The sequence below is a fragment of the Patescibacteria group bacterium genome (genome assembly GCA_041665365.1).
In the GTDB taxonomy this organism is placed as follows: Bacteria; Patescibacteriota; Patescibacteriia; order UBA9570; family UBA9570; genus UBA9570.
Map to the genome: position 1 here is coordinate 37041 of JBAYIY010000007.1, position 16793 is coordinate 53833.

The 16793-nt window shown below is 43.3% G+C and carries 17 protein-coding genes; 12 read left to right on the forward strand and 5 right to left on the reverse strand.

Annotated elements, in window-relative coordinates:
• Positions 1-3: 3 nt before the first annotated feature.
• A complete protein-coding gene (locus WCV88_04065; GenBank protein MFA6475345.1) occupies positions 4-363 on the forward strand; it encodes a hypothetical protein in 360 nt (119 codons plus the stop codon).
• Here the strand turns inward: WCV88_04065 and WCV88_04070 are convergent.
• Genes WCV88_04070 through WCV88_04085 form a run of 4 tightly spaced genes read right to left on the reverse strand, consistent with a single transcriptional unit; the run spans position 347 to position 3809 of the window.
• The gene (locus WCV88_04070) at positions 347-1603 is read right to left on the reverse strand and encodes a glutamate-5-semialdehyde dehydrogenase (GenBank protein ID MFA6475346.1); all 1257 of its coding nucleotides are present in this window, start codon (positions 1601-1603) and stop codon (positions 347-349) included. The two genes, WCV88_04065 and WCV88_04070, sit on opposite strands and share 17 nt — an antisense overlap.
• Positions 1600-2331, reverse strand: coding sequence for a pyrroline-5-carboxylate reductase dimerization domain-containing protein (locus WCV88_04075; protein MFA6475347.1), 732 nt, complete (start codon positions 2329-2331; stop codon positions 1600-1602). The genes WCV88_04070 and WCV88_04075 overlap by 4 nt, the downstream gene beginning before the upstream one ends.
• Positions 2324-3400, reverse strand: coding sequence for a glutamate 5-kinase (proB, locus tag WCV88_04080; GenBank protein MFA6475348.1), 1077 nt, complete (start codon positions 3398-3400; stop codon positions 2324-2326). Before proB ends, WCV88_04075 begins: the two co-directional genes overlap by 8 nt.
• On the reverse strand, positions 3384-3809 hold the full coding sequence (locus WCV88_04085) for a divergent PAP2 family protein (protein ID MFA6475349.1): 426 nt from the start codon (positions 3807-3809) through the stop codon (positions 3384-3386). The genes proB and WCV88_04085 overlap by 17 nt, the downstream gene beginning before the upstream one ends.
• On the opposite strand from WCV88_04085, the gene WCV88_04090 reads away from it, so the two are divergent.
• The 6 genes from WCV88_04090 to rplL all read left to right on the forward strand — a co-directional run bounded on the left by WCV88_04090 (position 3796) and on the right by rplL (position 8492).
• The gene (locus WCV88_04090) at positions 3796-4578 is read left to right on the forward strand and encodes an undecaprenyl-diphosphate phosphatase (GenBank protein MFA6475350.1); all 783 of its coding nucleotides are present in this window, start codon (positions 3796-3798) and stop codon (positions 4576-4578) included. The genes WCV88_04085 and WCV88_04090 overlap by 14 nt on opposite strands.
• A 10-nt stretch (positions 4579-4588) precedes the next feature.
• Positions 4589-5635 carry a sugar phosphate nucleotidyltransferase gene (locus WCV88_04095; protein ID MFA6475351.1) on the forward strand — a complete coding sequence of 349 codons (1047 nt, stop codon included), beginning with the start codon at positions 4589-4591 and terminating at the stop codon, positions 5633-5635.
• The gene (gene mltG, locus WCV88_04100) at positions 5632-6597 is read left to right on the forward strand and encodes an endolytic transglycosylase MltG (protein MFA6475352.1); all 966 of its coding nucleotides are present in this window, start codon (positions 5632-5634) and stop codon (positions 6595-6597) included. The genes WCV88_04095 and mltG overlap by 4 nt, the downstream gene beginning before the upstream one ends.
• Positions 6594-7259, forward strand: coding sequence for a UMP kinase (pyrH, locus tag WCV88_04105; protein ID MFA6475353.1), 666 nt, complete (start codon positions 6594-6596; stop codon positions 7257-7259). Before mltG ends, pyrH begins: the two co-directional genes overlap by 4 nt.
• Positions 7260-7512: 253 nt before the next feature.
• A complete protein-coding gene (gene rplJ / locus WCV88_04110; protein MFA6475354.1) occupies positions 7513-8028 on the forward strand; it encodes a 50S ribosomal protein L10 in 516 nt (171 codons plus the stop codon).
• A gap of 50 nt (positions 8029-8078) precedes the next feature.
• A complete protein-coding gene (gene rplL / locus WCV88_04115) occupies positions 8079-8492 on the forward strand; it encodes a 50S ribosomal protein L7/L12 (protein MFA6475355.1) in 414 nt (137 codons plus the stop codon).
• Positions 8493-8665: 173 nt separating this feature from the next.
• On the opposite strand, the gene WCV88_04120 is transcribed toward rplL, so the two are convergent.
• Positions 8666-10840 (reverse strand): hypothetical protein, encoded by a 2175-nt coding sequence (locus WCV88_04120; GenBank protein ID MFA6475356.1) that lies wholly within the window; start codon positions 10838-10840, stop codon positions 8666-8668.
• A gap of 36 nt (positions 10841-10876) precedes the next feature.
• Between WCV88_04120 and WCV88_04125 the strand changes: the two genes are divergently transcribed.
• The 5 genes from WCV88_04125 to WCV88_04145 all read left to right on the forward strand — a co-directional run bounded on the left by WCV88_04125 (position 10877) and on the right by WCV88_04145 (position 16298).
• Entirely contained in the window at positions 10877-11437 is a 561-nt protein-coding gene (locus WCV88_04125; GenBank protein MFA6475357.1) for a winged helix-turn-helix domain-containing protein, read from the forward strand.
• A 107-nt stretch (positions 11438-11544) separates the two neighbouring features.
• Positions 11545-12312, forward strand: a complete 768-nt coding sequence (locus tag WCV88_04130) for a hypothetical protein (GenBank protein MFA6475358.1) — start codon at positions 11545-11547, stop codon at positions 12310-12312.
• Positions 12309-13019, forward strand: a complete 711-nt coding sequence (locus tag WCV88_04135; protein ID MFA6475359.1) for a hypothetical protein — start codon at positions 12309-12311, stop codon at positions 13017-13019. Before WCV88_04130 ends, WCV88_04135 begins: the two co-directional genes overlap by 4 nt.
• Positions 13020-13149: 130 nt before the next feature.
• On the forward strand, positions 13150-14013 hold the full coding sequence (locus WCV88_04140) for a Wzz/FepE/Etk N-terminal domain-containing protein (protein MFA6475360.1): 864 nt from the start codon (positions 13150-13152) through the stop codon (positions 14011-14013).
• A gap of 809 nt (positions 14014-14822) precedes the next feature.
• Positions 14823-16298: a hypothetical protein gene (locus tag WCV88_04145; GenBank protein MFA6475361.1), complete on the forward strand. Its 1476-nt coding sequence runs from the start codon at positions 14823-14825 to the stop codon at positions 16296-16298.
• Positions 16299-16793 lie beyond the last annotated feature (495 nt).

A 16793-nucleotide genomic window follows, 5' to 3' on the forward strand; every position in this document is an offset into this window, starting at 1 on the left:
AATATGCGCAGACATCTAAATACATTTATCTTGACGGCCGTTGGTATATTAATCATCGCGCTCGGTTTATTAATTTACCCCTATATTGTACCTTTTAAAAAAGCTGTACCCATTAACACTAATACCACCGAGAACATAGTATCAGATCGAAACGAGCTGTTAGTGTTGCATATTGGGCAACTGGTTACGTCCAGTAAAACCGGTTTAGAATTGACTCTTACTAAACAAAACTCTATTCACACATCAGTTGGTGATATAGAATTTACCGTTGCTGGTGAGACAAAAACAGTTGGTCAGTATAATATTCGTCTCGTCAGCTCTACCGCTACGGCGGCGCAAGTGTTAGTTATGGCTGTCGAATAGCCCCGGCACTGTTGACTAACCATTTGTAAGTAGTCAAAGCCACTAAACCCATCGGTCCGCGGGCATGGAGTTTTTGGGTAGAGATACCAATTTCAGCACCTAAACCAAACTCAGCCCCATCGGTAAACGCCGTAGATGTATTCACATAGACAGCGGCAGCATCAACTTTTTCCTGAAACTGTTTAGCTTTAATTTTATTTTGTGTGATAAGCGCTTCTGAGTGGCCGGAAGTGTATTTTTGGATAAAATCAAAGCCAGTCTGAAAAGATGGGACGGTTTTTATAGATAATGTGAGAGCTAAAAATTCTTTACCGTAATCACTGTTATCTGATAATTCTAATAAATTTTTCGGATAAATCTTTTTTAAGATATTAAAACTAAATTGATCAGCTTTAATAAGAACCTGATGTTGAATTAATTTAGGTAATAAAACAGCATAGAGTTTTTTAGAGATAACTTGTTCGACTACTAAACAATCTAAAGTATTACACACGCTTGGTCGTCTGGTTTTTGCATTCACAATCACTCGGCTGGCTATTTTAATATCGGCTGATCGTTCCACAAAAGTATGACACACACCAGCTCCAGTTTCTATCACTGGTATTGTTGCCGTAGCACGGACATATTGTATTAAGCGATTACTACCGCGTGGTATAATCACATCAACTAAACTATGGGCTTGTAATAGTTGAGTGGTGAGAGATCGATCTGAAGAATCAAGCATTAGTGCACAACTAGGTGAAATTTTTTCGGATTTTAAAATTTTATGAATTATTCTAATCAGTGTTTGATTGGTATAAAAAGCATCGTGACCACCTTTGAGAATAACGGCATTGCCAGTTTTGAAACAGAGACTAAATACCTCAATGGTGACGTTCGGTCGTGCTTCATAAATTACCGCCACGACGCCCAGCGGCACTCGTTGTCGTTTGATATATATTCTCGAGGGCATGGTTCGTGTTTCCAATATTTCACCAATGGGGTCGGGCAATTTAATCACATTAATTAAACCATCAGCCATAGACTTAATTCTAGATTCGGTTAATGTCAGCCGATCCAGCATGGTGTAACCCACAGGCAAATTACTAATATCTTTTTTATTGGCGCGCAATATTAGGGTGGTATTTTGAACAAGTACTAAACTTAGTTTTTTTAAGACCAGATTTTTTTGTTGCGTTGTTAAACCAGCTATTATCCGGCTGGCTTGTTTGGTTTTAACTAATTGTTTTGTAAGATTCATGAGTGTGATAAATCTTTGGCACGTTGATAAGCCACTTGAATAGCCTCACGCCAAATACCAGATAAATTGTTTTTTTCAAACACTTTTAAAGCTTCTTCTGTTATACCACCCTTGGTGGCTAATCTATTTTTTAAAGTTTCAATATCTTCTTGATTATTTTCAATTAATGCTAGTGTACCTTTATAAGTTTGTTCCACTAATAGTTTACTTTGCTCAGGAGTAAAACCTAAGTCTTGTGCAGCAGACATATAAATTTGTAGAATAGTTAAGAGATAAGCCGGTCCACAACCACTAATAGCGGTACTTTTATCAATCCAATCATCATTTTCTACCTGTAATAATTTAGTTTTTTTTGTTAATAACTTTGTGAACCAATTGGTTTGATCTGGTGTCACCTGGTTTGTTTGGCACCACACAGTCATACCAACACCAACTTGAATGGTAGTGTTTGGCATACATCTTATAATTTGATTACTGCCAGTGATGGTATTAATCTGACCAGTTGTGATGCTAGCCATCACTGAGATGATTAATTTACTTGCAAACGGCAGGGGAGATAAAGTTTTAAAATCTTGGGGTTTAATGGCAAACACAATACAGTTATATTGATCCCACAAAGTGGTTAAGAAAGTTTGACGAGTAATGATAATACTATCGGGTATTAATTCATGAATAATAGAACCCATGTTGCCACCACCAATAATGGCTACCTTAAACACATTAGACATAAAGTAATTTCAATTTATCAGCATGAATTAATGGTTTTTCTAAAGGACGTTTTTTCTTAACAGTATCGGCATCGTAAGCCACTAAACCGCAGGCGATAATTTGCCCGGCTTGATTTTCGATCGATATAATATCTCCATTTTTAAAATCACCTTTTACCTCGGTAATGCCAACCGCGAGTAAACTCTTGCGTTGTTTAATGGCATCTTCGGCACCGACATCTATCACCACACTGCCAAAATTATTCCGGGACGATAAAAACCAGCGAATCTTAGCTTGTTCAGAGCGGCTCGGTACGGCCTGTGGAGTGAAGACAGTGCCGGGTGGGTCATTATCGGCCAGTAAAGTGTAGGTAGTAAGATTCATACCATTAGCAATCACAGTTTGAATGCCGGCATACCACGCTAAGCGCGCTGCTTCCACTTTGGCATACATGCCGCCAGTACCAACATCGGAAGTTTCGGTACTCAACATGCGTAAAAGCACATCGGGCTGTTTAACCGAATGAAATTTTTTCGCAGTCTTATCGGCAAAAGGGTTTTTGTCATATACGCCGTCAGTGTTAGTGAGCAGAACTAACCGATCAGCGTCTAAAGCAATGGCGATAACAGCAGCTAAACCGTCGTTACCACCGGAGGATAATTCAAGTGTGGTAACTACATCGTTACCATTCACGATTGGTACTATACCTTCTTCTAACATGTGTTTAAAAACAGCTGTGGTGTTGTAATAGCGATTCAATTCAGAAAAAGTATTACGGGTGAGTAAAGCTTGCGCCACTGTGATATTTACCTGATTAAAGGCTTCAATTAAAGCATGAATCAAATACGGCTGACCAACAGCAGCGTAAAGTTGGCGTCGTGCCATGGTGGTGTATTTACTCTTTTCTTCTGGGGTTAGTTGGACGTGTTGTTTACCAATACTAGCGGCACCAGAACACACAATCACTAGTTCATGGCCGGCTTGTTTTAAAGCCGCACACTGCTCGGCCACTTGGTTTAACCAACCTTGATTTAATTGTGGCTCACCATGCAGTAAGACGTTCGAACCAAGCTTAATAATAAGCCGCATATTGAAGCAAAGTAAAAACCACTCCACATAAACTGCCTACGGCAATTTGCCAGGGAGTATGCCCTAAGCGCGTCACAATCAAATCATGTGGAATACTATGATGATGATCTTTGGCATGTTCAGTTAATAAATCTCCTAACATTTTGCCTTGTTTACCCAGTTGTTGGCGAATACCAGCCGCGTCACGAATAATCACTAAATAGAAAAAGAAACTGAGCGCAAACAAAAAAGAATCGAACCCTTGGGTGAGACCAGCTAAAGTGGTTAAGGATGCAAATAAAGCTGAATGGCCAGAGGGCATACCACCATAAGTATTCAAAGAGGTTGGCCGATGATAGTAAAAGGTATCAATAGCCATTTTTATCAGCTGTGTTATAATCAGGCTAACAAACGGTATGATTAGCAACATAGATTTTTATTATGCAGCCATTCTCGGCTTTATACAAGGGGTAACGGAGTTTTTACCAATCTCCTCGTCGGGTCATTTATTGTTATTGCATGAGTTATTTAACTTTGAGGCGGGTGACGCCTTAACTTTTGACATCGCTCTGCATGTTGGTACTTTACTAACAATTTGTTTATATTTTGGTAAAGATATAATTAATTATGCCAAGACTCAACCAAAATTATTGTACATGGCTGCCATTAGTTCTATCCCAGCCGGTATTATCGGTGCGTTATTTGGGGATTTAATTGATCAAACGTTTCGATTTGATTGGGTAGTGGTTATTATGTTGGTAGTAGTGGCGATTATATTCTTATTAGTTGAAAAATTTTCTAAACAAGCTACTAATTTAGAACAATTAACCTGGAAACAAGCCATGATAATGGGTTGTGTACAAGCTTTAGCCTTAATACCCGGTACATCGCGCTCTGGTATTACTATGTCTTTTGGTATGTTATTTGGTTTAAAGAGGGTAGCGGCCGCTCGGTTCTCTTTTATTATGGTGATTCCATTATTATTGGGTTTAACTGTGAAGAAGGGGTATGATTTAAGCCAAGCATCATTATCTAATCATGATCTTTTAGTGATGTTGTTAGGTGCTAGTGTAGCAGCGGTAGTTGGTTTATTTTGTATTCGCTTTTTATTAGTGTATTTTCAACGCTACACCTTAAAACCCTTCGCCTATTATCGCATTATTTTGGCGGTGGTTGTCAGCCTAGTGCTTTTCCTTTAGACTGGGGTATATGTATGTAGTCATTAGAGCCGGTGGCGTTGGAACACGATTATGGCCGATTTCGCGTAACCGTAAACCAAAACAATTACACGCCCTAACGAGCAGCAAAACCATGTTACAAGAGGCGATTGAACGCGTGTTAGATGTTGTACCTTTGGAGCATATTTATGTGTCGTGCAATTCCGCCACTGAACCGGTGGTGCGAACGGAGTTGGGTGCTGTCCTTGAGCATAACTTGATTATAGAACCGGCGTTACGCGATACCGCTGCGGCGGTCGGTTTAGAAACCATCATGATCGCGAAAGATCATCCTGAAGCCATTATTGCCAGTTTGGGCTCTGATCACAGCATAAAAGATAACCTTGAGTTTCAAAGAATTTTGCAGGTAGCCGAGCAAGCTATTATTGCACATCCGGATCATATTTTGTGTATTGGCATTCCACCCACTCATGCCGACACCGGCTTTGGTTATATTGAATTAGACGATCTAATTACACCGGAGGTTTACAATGTAATGTCGTTCAAAGAAAAACCTACTGAAGTCAAAGCTAGAGAGTTTGTGCGCGCTGGAAATTATTTATGGAATGCTAATATGTTTGTGTGGCGCGCTGATACCCTTTTAAAATTATATGAGCAGTATTTACCGGATATGTATGAGTTACTTGTTCAGATACAAGAGCACCCTGATCAGTTAAATACAATATATCCCAAATTAAAGAAGATCGCGATTGATTATGCCATTATTGAGAAAACCAATAAGATATTAGCTGTCCCGGGAAAATTTGGTTGGAACGATATCGGTGATTGGGCAAGGCTAAAAGATGAATTAGTGCCAACTGAGATTCAAAATTATAGTAAGGGTAATCACACTGATATTGGTAGTCAAAACACGCTGGTGTTTTCTGAAACTGACCGGTTAATTGCTACTATCGACACCCACGATTTAGTTATTGTTGATACACCAGATGCTTTGCTCGTTTGTAATAAATATTCTAGCCAAAAAGTAAAAGATCTAGTTGAACAGCTCAAGACTAATAAACAGGATCACTTATTATGAAGGCAATAACCAAATGGTTGTTGGCCTTTACCCTAGCTACTTGTCTCCTAGCTACTATTTTATTCACCTGGTACATCGTGCGTGTTAATCAAGTGATTACCTTAACAGAACCGGTTAATATTGAAATTCCAGCTGGTGGCACTGAAGCAACGGCTAGAGCCCTACAAGAAGCTGGTATCATTAACTCACCTTGGGCCTTTATTATTCACGCTACTTTAACCGGACAACGGGCTGAATTAAAAGCTGGCACCTATCATATATCTGGCCATGTAAATATCCCGGCTGTGATTAATATTATTTCTCAACAAACTGCTTTGCAAAACGAAGTAGTAATAACTTTATTAGAAGGCTGGAGTACCGAACAAATGGGTGATGAATTGGCCAAACAGTTACCGTTTACTAGTGCACAATATGTCCAAGCGGCTAAAGCGAAACAAGCTGAGGGTAGGCTTTTTCCGGATACATATAGATTTTTTATTGATGCCACACCAGAACAAGTTGTAGAAACACAATTAGATAATTTTAAAACAAAATATACCGCTGAGATGAAAGCGGCCGCTAAACTCAATGATCGCACGGTTGATCAAATTGTGATATTAGCCAGTATTGTCGAAAAAGAAGCGCGCACTTTAACAGATAAAGGTTTGGTAGCGGGGGTTTTTTGGAAAAGAATTGATGCCGGTAAGCGGTTAGAATCTGATGTGACATTAAATTATATTACCGGTAAAAACTCAACCTTTGTGCCATTATCCGATACAGAAATAGATTCGCCGTATAATACCTATCGTAATGCCGGTTTACCACCTGGGCCAATTAGTAATCCTGGCTATGATGCGTTATACGCAGCGACCTATCCAACCGAATCTAATTACTGGTATTTCTTAGCCACCCCAGACGGCGAGATGAAATACGCCGAAACCTATGAACAACATTTAGTTTATAAAAATCAATACTACCCATGAACACAATTATTATTTCCCTTGGTGGATCACTTATATTTAATGAAGTCACAAAACAACCGTCGGTTGAACGAATTAGAATCTACAGTAAATGGTTAAAACGTTTAAGTGCACACCAGCGCGTTATTGTAGTGGTGGGTGGTGGTATTCCGGCGCGACAATATATCACAGCCGGTAAGACATTCACAAAAAGTTCAGCTCAACTTGATGAATTAGGTATTGCTGTGTCTCGGATTAATGCACACTTATTACAGTTGGCGTGTGGTCAGTCGGCGGATAAAAAAATAATTAGTGATCCAAGAGTAATCTTACCAAAGCAAAAAAAGATTTTCATTGGGGCTGGTTGGAAGCCAGGTCGATCGACCGATTATGATGCCGTGATGTTAGCGGTGAAAAATAAAGTTGATACAGTATATAATTTATCTAACATCACTTATCTTTACAATAAAGATCCTAAAAAATATAGTGCTGCCGTAAAAATTACTGATATCACCTGGCCAGATTTACAACTTATCATTGGTAAAACCTGGCAGCCCGGTTTGAATGTACCATTCGATCCAATTGCTGCGCAGCTGGCCGCCAAACATAAGTTGACCGTTAAAATCATGAATGGCCAAAAGGTGGGGGATTTGAAACACTTTGTTGGGACAGTGATACATTCCTGAATTTACCCCCACGTATAGACATGCAATCATGTAGAGACGTGCCATCATGTAGAGACGTGCCATCATGTAGAGACGTGCCGGCGGCACGTCTCTACATGATGGCACGTATTTATCCACAAAGGTATTTGACGGACAACAGCGTAATAGAGTATCATCCGGTTGTATCCACAGACCATAGGCTCAATCGGTAAGACCTATGTAGGAAAAATGGTCTGCTGGGTATGTAGACCTTTTTAATTTATAAAGAACGCCTATGCCAAAAAATCGAGCGCAAAAAGCGCAATTGCTTGAGGCAATAACGGGCGCACTCAATCATAAAGGGGTCGTGTTTTTTTCCCATACTGGGTTAAAAGTCACAGATCTAGAAGCTTTGCGCAAAGACATGCGCAAAGAAAACAGTACTGTGATGGTGGCTAAACGCAACTTATTATTACTCGCTTTAAAACAGCAAGGCATAGCAGTTGACGCAGCACAGTTGGATGGAGCCGTCGCCGTCGCCGTGGGTGATGACGAAATCACTCCAGCCAAAGTGGTAGCCACATTCAAGAAGAAACACGAAGCAGTAGCTTTCTTCGGAGGGTTAATGGAACATCGTTTCATGACCGCCGCTGAAGTGCAACAGCTTTCCACCTTACCAGGTAAGCAAGAGTTATTAGCCAAATTAGTTGGTTCACTCCAGTCGCCCATGACTGGTATGGTCAACGTCTTGGTCGGTAATGTCCGCGGCCTGGTTACAGCATTGGATGCGATTCGTGCCCAAAAAGTGTAGAGACATGCCATGGCATGACTCAACAAATTATTAAATAATCATATATCTTTATGTCAGACGAAGTAAAAAAGGATGAAGTAGTAGAAGTGCCGGCCAAATTTAAAGACTTGGTCGAACAAATTGAAAAAATGTCCGTGTTGGATTTGGCTGACTTAGTCAAAATTCTAGAGAAAAAATTTGGTGTCTCAGCCGCTGCGCCTATGGCTATGATGGCTATGCCCGGAGCTGGTGCCGCTGCTCCCGTGGAAGAGAAAGATTCTTTCAATGTTGAATTAACTGAAGTTGGTGCCAATAAAATCGCCGTGATTAAAGTCGTGCGTGAGGTGACAGCGTTAGGGTTAAAAGAAGCTAAAGACCTAGTCGACGGTGCTCCAAAAGTCGTTAAAGAAGACGTCAAGAAAGAGGAGGCCGAAGCCATGAAAAAGAAAATCGAAGAATCCGGTGCCAAGGTAACGTTGAAATAGACAACAAAGCCTGTCATAAAAAATACCCGGTTGATTATATCGGGTATTTTTTTTACCACTAAATTGTTGTCTTTACCCCCAACCCCCTTGCAGGGGGCTAAGAAAAGATTTTTCTAAATTTTCTTTCTTATCCCCCTGCAAGGGGGACAGAGGGGGTAAAATCCGAGATGTTCTTACAACCCCACCGAATACACCTTATTGTCTGACACTACGTAAATGATTTTATTAGCCGCATCGTAGGCCACATCTTTGGCATTACTAAAGGCCGGTGATTTATATTGCGCTTGTAATTTGCCATCAGCTGATAATACCACAACCCGCTGAGTGCTTGGATTCAGAATAATAAACGGATCATCAGCATTATTTTTCACCAGTTTTACACTGCCAGCTAAACTGGGGCTAAACTCTGGCAGTTTGAAATTACTAGACGTGCCACCATCATATTGTTTAACATTACCATCACTAAACAATATATAGATGGACGAATCAATATCAAAGGAGATGGCATCTTGCAAACTTTCTGAATCACTCAACCAATTAGTTGGTGTGGCATAACTATTACCGCTTTTCGTTAATTTCACAATTCTATTCTGATCAGCTGCCATAACGTATAAACGATCAGCAAAAATATCAATATCAGTAATAGCAACTTGATCGTCTTTTAAGCCCACCGTGACAGCACTGGTTTTTTCTAACACTGGGTTAAACTGAACAAAGTCTTTATCATTTACTACCGCTAGGGTAGTAGCCGCGGTATCATTTTCGACGGATTTGAAACCAGTGGTATCTGTGCCTGATTCAATCACACTGGTCACTTCTTGTTTATCAATGTTGACACGCCACACTCCAGTTGAGCTGCCGGAAAACACAAAGACATTTTTTCCAATTAAACTGAGTTTTAAATTTTGCGCGTCACCCACTTTATCCGATAAATCACCCACTAAGGTTGGGGAGTCTAGAACAGTGACTTTGTTTAAGGCCGTATCAAGATTATTTATTTTTGTGCTGCGGTCACCCAGTTTATCAGCCGAAACTGTGCTGATTAATGCTTCCGCCTGCGCTAAGGCTGCTCTGGCTCCAACTTCATCTTTAACTAGTTGTTTTGATTCCGCTTCACTGATAAACTGATCAATCTCCTGCAAAGAAGCAGCCTGGGTATCAGTCTGCTGTGAATTATTGTTCGAGCGGCTCTTGATAAACAAACTTATTAAAATTACCAACAGAGTTAAAACCAGCAAACCGGCAAAGATTTTTTGGGGTAAACTGATATTCCAGCGGGATCGTCCGACCGAGCGCGACATTGAATTACTGCGTTTAAACAACATTTGCCCGAGCTGTACGCTGATTTTAAATAACCACACCAAGCCGAGCATGATTTGATGGGCTACATTGACAATGAATTGCCAAATAATCAACAGCACATTCACAAATGCATTTTGCGATTTGGCATAATTATCTTCAACCGCGCGGCGCTGTTCGGTTTTTCCAGCCGATTGATTACCCACGTACTGTAGCCGTTTCTTAATGGTTGGCCAAATCGACGGTGTTAAAAGATCACCGGTGGTGCGTTCTTGATCGATCAACTTTGACATGGAATCATTCGTTTCTTTGTCCCGGTCAGCCTCAGTAGTTGTAATATCTATTTTAGTCAGTGATTCAATTGTTTCATCAGATATATCATTTTGGACATCTTCAAATTTGATAAGCAAAGCCGCAATATTAGTGAGCGTATCTTGATCCGATAGCACTGTATTTAAATACTCCACGCCATCAGCTGAAGTATGATCAAGGACGGTGCGGCGTAATTTCTCTAACGATAAATAATTTAGTAAGTTATTAGTACAAAATAACAAACCACCGCGTTCAGGGCATTTACCAGATACTAATGTATTAAATAACTTGAGCGGCTGAATTGTATTGGTCGGGGAATACTGCACTATATCAATGATCTCATCACCCTGAATTAAGTAGCCATCAATTTTACCGACCGTACTAAAATAGGCAGTGGTGCCGTGTAAGACACCGACTATGCCATGACAATGATATGTCCAACCCTCACCATGTTGGTTGATTTGATCTTGAATGGCCGTATTGACCTTTTGCAAAGCCCGTTCAAAAGCCGCTTCAATTTCAAAATCACTGGCTCGATAATAGGCAGAAGTGAACATTTCGTCGATGGCTTGGACAATCGTTTCAGTATATGTTTCGACACTATCAAATTCTAACAATACAAAAATACGCCCCAGGTTTTTATCCTCCAGTGGCGATGGTTGAGAGACATAGAGATGAATGGCATTCCTCCCCTCGGCTCGATCTAAGAACAACTCACCGAACACAGGCTTATTCATAGGCATAGTATACGAAATTGTGTTATACTTGTCTATATGTTGGAATCATTATTCGGCTCCCGGACTCGGGTAAAGTTATTACGTCTATTTTTAAGCCACTCTGAGCAACGCTGGTTTGTCCGTGAATTAACGCGCGTGGTGCAAGAACAAATCAACTCGGTTAGGCGGGAGCTGGGTCATTTAGAGCAGTTAGGTTTAATTACCTCAGCTCAAGAACAACGTAAAAAATATTATCGCGTGAACACGAATTTTACACTCTATCCGGAATTAAAAGCCTTATTCATTAAAGCGCGCGTCACTTTAGAAAAAGATGTGATTGAGAAATTATGTCGCGCGGCCAAAGTACGCTATGTCAGTTTACACGGTTATTTTGTGGATGACACTGATAGTGTGGTTGATTTGTTCGTCATTGGTGATATGACCGAACGTCAGTTGCAACAACTGTTGGATGATTTCAAACAACAGTTTGGCCGTGAGTTACGCTATACACACATGACCCTGGCCGAATACAAATATCGGCATGATGTGACTGACAAGTTTTTGTTTAACATCCTACATAGTAAGCACATTGTCTTGTTTGACCAACTAACAAAGTAAGGGATATACTTTTTCCTATGATTAAGTTAATCGCAAAAATCAATAATGTGTTAGCGGTGTTTGTGTTATTGCTGGCCGCTACCATAATTTATCTTTATTTTAGATAAATGTTAATCTTCCAACGTTTTACTCCATATTGGACCACCGGTGTGGTAATGCTATGTCTGGCTCTCTTAGTAAAATACCCACAAGGGTGGTTAGCTTACTTGGTGATAGTGATATTAGTACCGATTAGTGCGATCATGATCATGCGCCAACCGCGTTGGCGGTTTGAGTATATTGGTTTATCAGTTCCGATGATATTGCTGGTAGTTGGTGGGTATACCTTTTTACTAATTCAATCGACCCTGTGGTTACAAGTGGCGGCGGTGTTGTGTACCGGTATCTTTTTTTTCCTATTTGAGAAAAACCTCGCGGTCTGGTTATTTCAACCGAACAAATATATTCCATTTTCCATGGAGCATATTAGTATTTATTGCAACGTTGTAGCATCATTTTATACTTATGTCAGTCTGTTCATGTTTTCAATTTTACGCTTAACTCAGCTGCGCTATATTTTTATTGCCACTTTATTAGTAACAACGGCGCTGGTGGGGCAAACATTTTGGATTCAGAAGATACCCTGGGTGAAAGCCAAGTGGTTTGTGTTAGTGATAACTGTTGTTATGACGCAATTAGTAGTAGTGCTCTATTATTGGCCAGTGAGTTTTTTTGTGACCGGTATTATTATGACATTACTACTCTATGTCTTATTGCACTTAAGCCGGCATCATCTGACAGAAACCTTAACTAAACAATTGGTCTGGCGGTATTTATTGACCTGTGGTTTAGGATTAATTTTATTATTAGCCACAGCGCAGTGGTTATATGTATGAAGAGACTACCGGTACCGACAGCGCCAAGTGAAAGAGCTAAATGGCAAACGGCTGAACCCGGTCGGTCGGCTTGGTTAATTTTAACACTGCTGTTAAGTTTGATAGCGGGTTTTACCGGTAGTTTAATGGCTGATGTTTATGAATTGGATTTAACACCAACCGCCCCGAATGTGATTGTAGTGCCGGATAATACTTCGTCGGCGTCGGCTAGTTTAGTAGCCGCTCTACAAAATGATCAGGCCGATGCCTTAGTGCTGATTCGTGATGAAAATACCATTTTAGGTAATGGGATAGTACAGAGTGGTGATGGTTGGATCGTGGCTGTGTCCGAAATATTTACCGATCAAACAACCGTGACCATAGAAACTAATGCCGGTAAAAAATATACCAGTGATCAAATGCGCCTTGATGCAACGACCGGTTTAGCCTACATCCATGTAAATACGACCGGTTTAAGAATTGCCCAGTTTAGAGATAAGCCAGTTGAGTTAGGGGAAAGCTTAATTGTATATGGCCGTAATCCTGTCACCACGGTGGCATATGCATCAGTGTCTGGTCTTAATGATAAAGATATTATATTAGATCGCACGGTAGAAAAAAGTTTAGTAGGCGCACCGATTTATGATTTGACCAATGCCATGGTTGGTTTTGCTACGAATTCAACCAAGATAATCCCGATTGAGTTGGTGGCAGAGCCAGGGTTATAAAACTTTACCCCCAACCCCCTTGCAGGGGGCTAAGAAAAAATGTTTTTAAAAAACTTCTTTGGGGGACTAAGGGGGTACATTCCAGTAAGCCTTTTGCGAGTTTTATTTTTTTCTGTTATAATTTTAACCAATGAATTATCTTCGCATTGTCTTTGCCCATTGGATTGCCATATTGTTCATCACCACTGCGGCCGCGGCGCTTACGGTCGGGTTATCTTTTATTCCTACCCAGATGTATTCATCGGAGGTGTCTTTATTGATTGTGCAGAAACAAGCGCAGTATGTTGACCCTTACACATCACAGAAAGCTGCCGAAAAGTTGGGGCAAAATTTAGTGAATGTGATCGACTCATTTGATTTTTTAAACCGCGTTTTGGCCACCGGCACAGTCTCACCCGATTTATTTAGTGCTTCCACTGATGCCCGTAAAAAACAATGGGAAGCCATGACTGATGCGGAAATGTTTAGTAACACTGGTGTGTTGCATATCACCGCTTATGCCCCCACCGCCGGTGCCGCTGAAGATGTGGTGATGGCCATGAGTACAGTGCTCACTACTAATTCATCAGATTATCATGGTGGGGGAGATACCGTTGAGATTAAGCTCATCGATGGGCCGGTCACATCGGATAGTCCGGTAAAACCAAACATTCCATTAAATGGTGCGATTGCGGCTGTGTTAGGCCTAATCGCCTCGGCGGCTGTATTTATTGTTTATGAAGAAACCAAACGGTTACAAGATGAACAAGCCAAGGTGAGGTATGTGCAAACCGTCACGCCTGGTAGAGACGTGCCGCCGGCACGTCTCTACGATGATCGGATTGAAAAATCTGATCAAATCATAGAGCCCCAATATAAGGTATTAGATGAATACCCCAAACAGCCATATGTGTATGGTGCGGAATTGAAGGATGAAGAACCTCGCCAAGGGGCGGGTGAACCTCGCCAAGGGGCGGGTGAACCGGTGTCGATGCAGGATCATTTGAAAAAATAGGGGTTTTCCCCAGTAATTTAGGTAAAAAAACGAGTTCAAATAAATGGACTCGTTTTAGTATTGACAAAAAGTAGAAATAATGCTAAATTGTTCAGTTATTTTTGGGGACATATGTACCCCCTAGCCCCCTTGCAGGGGGTAAAAGATAACAATAAACTTATGCACCTTTTCACTATGAACAGTTAGTACGAACGGGGATACCATGAGTGTACCCCCAACCCTCATCTCTTATCCCCTTGAAAGGGGGACAGAGGGGGTAAATTCCGGAGTGGGTAAACACCAGTTAGTCTCACACGAATCAGATGAGAACACCATCAAAGTGAAGGTGTTGCCATGTGGTTCGTCTGTATAGCCGGTGATCAGCAATGATCGCTGGCTGTCATGAATCACTCAACCCGAAAGGGTTAAGCACATTTACAATCTACTTTCCTACTTCGACTCGTTTCACTCGCTCAGTATAAATTTATTGAGCATGTAAGCTTGTCGAATGATCATCGGTAGCGATATACAGACCTCATCAATATACATACTTCTTTGAGTACACCACCCTAGCCCTCCTATTCTAGGAGGGAATAAGAATAAATTTTCTTACTCCCTTCCTACAATAGGAAGGGCCGGGGATGGTGTATTCCGGAGAGGGATACGTATCCGGAGAGGTCTCCATATCGCTACCGATGAAACCAACAATATCGGAGCTCGGTTCCCCAACGGGGAGACATTCGTCGCGGCAATTTCGCCGTGATGTATGTCCACCCGGACGTGAACCGGGACCGATCGACTTCACTCGACTACATGGAGCTACGAAAACAATGACGTTCAAGAACATCCTCGCGATCTTCACGTTCATCTTCGCCATTCTCGCCCCGGCGACCGTCGCCCAGGCCCAGGAGAAGTGGGAGGATCCAAAAGTGGGTCCGTTCACTCTCGGGTACTGGTCGAAGCTCGATGCCGGCGCGACCAGTGTCGACGCCGCGGCGGCCGGGATCATGAAGAACTTCAAGGAGTGTGAGAGCAAGTACGGCCAGGGTGGGTGCTACATCCAGTTCGAATCATCTACTGACATCAACCGCTGGGACAACACCAAGAATGGCAAGGACGACGCATTGCACGGTGGGCTCGGAGAGGGACGCACCGCGGTCCTCAAGGACGCGGTGTTTTCTCGATCCGCAAGGATCAAGGAATACTCGGTCACCGACTACCCCCACCACGGTGCGAAAGATGGATGGCGGTACTCCTGGGCGACGATCATGCCCAAGGAAGGTGCCTCCGCGATGCCGAAGGTGTCGGCCGACCCCAACAAGAGGTGGAGCTTCCTCACGGAAGTGCTCCTCCGCCAGACCGATAACCTCTGTCCCACGATGGTGCGGGCGGACGCGGTCACGCGAACCTACACCCTGCAGGGTCAAACCTGCGGGTGCAGCACGTTCGATGCAGTGCCCAGCACCCGCCAGTTGGAGGTCAGGAACGACCTCACCTGGTTGGGAAAGGTCGTCGCGGACCGCTCGAAGTGGTCCGACGCGAAGACTTTGACCTGGACGGAAGTCCGGGCCGCTCTCGAGGAGGGCACCGAGTCCCGCGTCATCGAAGTCGACGCGCTCGGCGATCCGTCCTCCACGCCCGACGGTCTGTCCGTTGAGTTCGTGGAGTCGGAGACCCTGCTCCGGGTGCAGTTCCCGGACAGGTGCTCGCCGATCCTCGACGCCGCGAAGGCAGAGGCCGACGCCAAGGCGCAAGCCAAGGCTCAGGCCGACGCCGACGCCCGCGAGTCCGCAAGGCTCGCGGCGTACAACACCGACTTCATGGTCGGTGGGTCGGTCGCGGGTACGGGGACGTTCATCCCCAAGTACAGCCCCTTCAACCCGGGCAGGGGTTTCGACCTCGCCGGGCACGTCGAGGGCGGTGCGGTGATCGGCGGCGGGTACGGCGCGTGGGCTTTCGGGCTCGGCGTCGGCCCGTCGTGGGACCCGAACTGCCTGACCCCCGGCCAGGTTGACCTCGAGGCCTTCACCGGCCCGTGGCTCAACAGGCAGGGGAAGGTCGGGTTCTCCGCCTTCCTGAACGGATCTGCGGGCTTCACCATGTACAACGGTGAAGTCCTCACCCCGCGGTACCGCCTGGGTCTCAACCTGGGCGTGCCCGTGCAGGTGGAGCGTGAGCTCTACCTGGTTCCCCAGATCGGCCCCGTGGTCGACTGGGTGAGCGGGCAGGTGCAGGCGACCGGCGGCTTCGCGATCACCGAGCGAGTCGGGATCGCGGGTGGTCTGCGGATCATCAAGACGTTCTGATCTGAGTAGGAAAGTAGGTTAGGGTGAGGGGGTATAGGTTGTGTCGCAAGTCTGCGAACAATCTGTACCTCCTCCCCACCTACACAAATATGAATAAGGGATAATGTCTCTCGAGGTAGTGACCTCGGTAAACATGGTTCCTGATTCAACTGAATAAGGAATCGGTCTTTAAAAATAATCTATGGTTAAAACCTTTACCCCCTCTGTCCCCCTCTCGCCTCTGCGAAGCCGCTACGGCGGAGCACGGTGCAGGGGGATAAGAAAAGAAGTTTTAAAAATATCTTCTCATAGCCCCCTGCAAGGGGGTTGGGGGTAAATTCCGGAGTGGGTAAACACCAGTTAGTCTCACACGAATCAGATGAGAACACCATCAAAGTGAAGGTGTTGCCATGTGGTTCGAAGAGTCATAGTCGATCAGCAATGATCGCTTGTGACCACGAAACACAATTTGTTCTTTAAAATCTTCTGCTAAGAATCATCGGTAGCGATATACAG